Source organism: Streptomyces durocortorensis (assembly GCF_016901035.1).
Classification (GTDB): Bacteria; Actinomycetota; Actinomycetes; order Streptomycetales; family Streptomycetaceae; genus Streptomyces; species Streptomyces durocortorensis.
Map to the genome: position 1 here is coordinate 83317 of NZ_JAFEUF010000003.1, position 2845 is coordinate 86161.

Here is a 2845-nt window from a genome sequence, read left to right on the forward strand (position 1 = left end):
CGCGGGGGGCACAGGTCGCCGGGGGGGGGGGGGGGGGGGGGGGGGGGGGGGGGGGGGGGGGGCGGCCGGGGGGGGGGGCCCCGGGGGGGGGCCCGCCCGGGGGGGGGGGGCGGGGGGGGCCGCTTCGTCGTGGCCTTCCCGGGTCTACGGCCGCCAGTAACCCAGCGCGTTCACCCGGTCCTTGGGCAGGCCCAGCTCCTTGCGGAGGTACGCCGACAGGGTCCGGGTGGTCGACGTGTCGCAGGCGACCCAGACGTACGCGTCCGAGTGGTCCGCGCCCAGCAGCTCCGGCAGGGCCGCCTTCACCTCGGACACCAGGTGTGCGCCCGCCTCGCGGCGCTCCACGTGGTGCAGGGTGTGGTGGGCCTCGTCGAGGCGGAACGGGAGTTTCCGGTCCTCCTCGTGCGCGGTCTCGAACCAGATGGTCGCCGGGGTCTCCGGGATCGCGTCCAGCAGGGAGTTGATCGCGGGCAGCGCCGCCGCGTCACCGATCACGAAGAGCCGCGAGGGTGCCGGGTCGGGCAGCGTGAAACCGGTGCCCTGGAGCGTCGCGTCGATCGTGTCGCCCGGCTTCGTCGCCCGCGCCCAGTCGCAGGCAGGGCCCTCGTGCAGGGCGAATTCCAGACTGAAGGTGCCGGCCTCCGGGTCCGGGTCGACCAGGGTGAAGGCGCGCTGATGCGGCTTGCCGTCCTTCTCGAACCACAGCCGCACCCACATCGTGGGGTGCGCTCCGCCGGTCGCCGAGAGCAGTCCGCCGTCGGTCAGGTGCACCCGGCGAAAGCGGTCGGTGACCTGTTCCGCGCCGGTCACCGTGAACGTGAAGTCCCGGCCCCGGAACAGTTTGAGAACGACGCCTTCCCAGCCATGCCCCACGGTGTTCCCCGCCCTCTTCTGCCGCCCCGGCCCACTGCCCAAAGGGTCACTTTAGGTTAGGCTAACCTAAATCTCGGGGGCTGGGGAGTGGCTGAAAACCACCGGGAGCAGGAGATGGGCAGAACGATGACCGTCGACACCGACACCGACACCGACACCGACACCGACACCCCGGGCGGGGGGCCCGAGCCGATGCCGGCCGGTGGCTTCGAGCTGTTCCGCGACGACTGGGGGATACCCCACCTGCGGGCTGCCGACCCCCTCGCGCTGGCCCGTGCCCAGGGCCACGCCACCGCCCTCGACCGGGCCTGGCAGCTGGAGACCGAGCGGCACCGGGTGCTCGGCACCAGCGCCTCCCACCTCGGCGCGGAGGCCGTCGACTGGGACCGGTTCGTCCGGCGGGCCCGGATCGCCGACACCGCCCGCCGCTGCTTCGACCGCCTCGCCCCGGAGACCGCCGCCTGGGTGACGGCGTACGTCGACGGCGTCAACGACGGCCTCGGCGAAGGGGCCGCCCAAGCAACCGAGTTCGCCGCCGTGGGCCTCGCACCCGGCCGCTGGGAGCCCTGGACCCCGCTCGGCGTCTGGCTCTCCACGCACATCCTGTTCGCGGGATTCCCGACCAAACTCTGGCGCGAAGAGGTCGCCCGCCGACTCGGCGATGACCGCATGACCCTCTTCGCCACGGACGGCCCCGGCACGGCGGGCAGCAACGGCTGGCTGCTCACCGGCGCCCGCACCGCCACCGGCGCCCCGCTGATCGCGGGCGACCCGCACCGCTTCATCGAGGACCCCGGCGTCTACCAGCAGATCCGCCTCGCCTGCCCCGAGTTCGACGTCGTCGGCCTCGCGGTCCCCGGCGTCCCCGGCATCGCCCACTTCGGACACACCGGCCACGTCGCCTGGGCGATCACCAACGCCATGGCGGACTACCAGGACCTCTACCGGGAGCGGTTGCGCCGCACCGGGGACGGCGGGGTGGAGGCGCTCGGCCCGGACGGCTGGTACCGGGCCCACGTCCACACCGAGACCATCGAGGTGGCCGGGGCTGACCCGGAGCGGGTCGAGGTGATCGAGACGGACCGGGGGCCGGTGATCATCGGAGACGTGGCCGAGGACGGGGCGGCCGGCGTGGCCGGAAGCGAGGCGGCCGACGCGGCGCCCGCCGCCGAAGGCACCCTCATCAGCCTGCGCTACCCGCCCCGCGTCACCGGCGAACTCGGCTTCGACGTACTGCCCGCGCTGCTCCGGGCCCGTACGGTCGCCGACGTCGACACCGCCCTCGACCGCTGGGTCGAACCCGTCAACGTGGTGCTCGCCGCCGACACCGCCGGGGACACCCTGCACCGGGTCGCCGGACACGTCCCGGTGCGCCCGTACGCCAACCGGCTGCGGGTCGTCCCCGCCGAGGACCCCGCGTACGCCTGGCGCGAGGGCGAGACCGTCCCTCTGCCCCGTACCGCGGTCGACGGCTCAGACGGCCCCGCCGGGATCGCCGTGATGGCCAACGAACGCGGCCTCGCCGCCCCGCTCGGCGTCGAGTTCGCACCCCCGCACCGGGCCCACCGGATACGGGAGTTGCTCGGCGCGGGCACCGGCTGGACCCCCGACGCCCAGGCCGCCGTCCACACCGACACCCTCCTCGCCTCCTCCCGCCGACTGCTGTCCCTGCTGGCCTGGGCACCCGGCCTCGGCCCCGCCGCCGAACGCCTCCGGGACCGGCTGCTGCGCTGGGACCGCCACATGGACGCGGACAGCACCGACGCGACCCTCTACGCCCGCCTGCGCACCGACGTCGTCCACCGGCTGGCCGCCCACCCCGCCCTCAAGGGCGTCACGGGCGCGGACGACCCGTGGCGCTCGCCCGCCTACCCCCCCCCCGTCCGCCCCAGGCTCGCCGCCGACCCCCGGATCGGCGACGCCCACGAGAGCCTGCAGCCCGTGGGGCGCCTGCCGGACGCAGCCCGGCAGG

Annotated in this window: 2 protein-coding genes; one reads left to right on the forward strand and one right to left on the reverse strand. The window is 75.1% G+C overall.

The features are described 5' to 3' along the window. Window positions 1-144: 144 nt before the first annotated feature. Complete coding sequence (locus tag JS521_RS01580; protein ID WP_205080895.1) at window positions 145-873, reverse strand: siderophore-interacting protein; 729 nt, start codon at window positions 871-873, stop codon at window positions 145-147. Window positions 874-1065: 192 nt separating this feature from the next. Between JS521_RS01580 and JS521_RS01585 the strand changes: the two genes are divergently transcribed. After that, on the forward strand, window positions 1066-2845 hold a 1780-nt coding region (locus JS521_RS01585), incomplete at its 3' end, for a penicillin acylase family protein (RefSeq protein ID WP_239486640.1).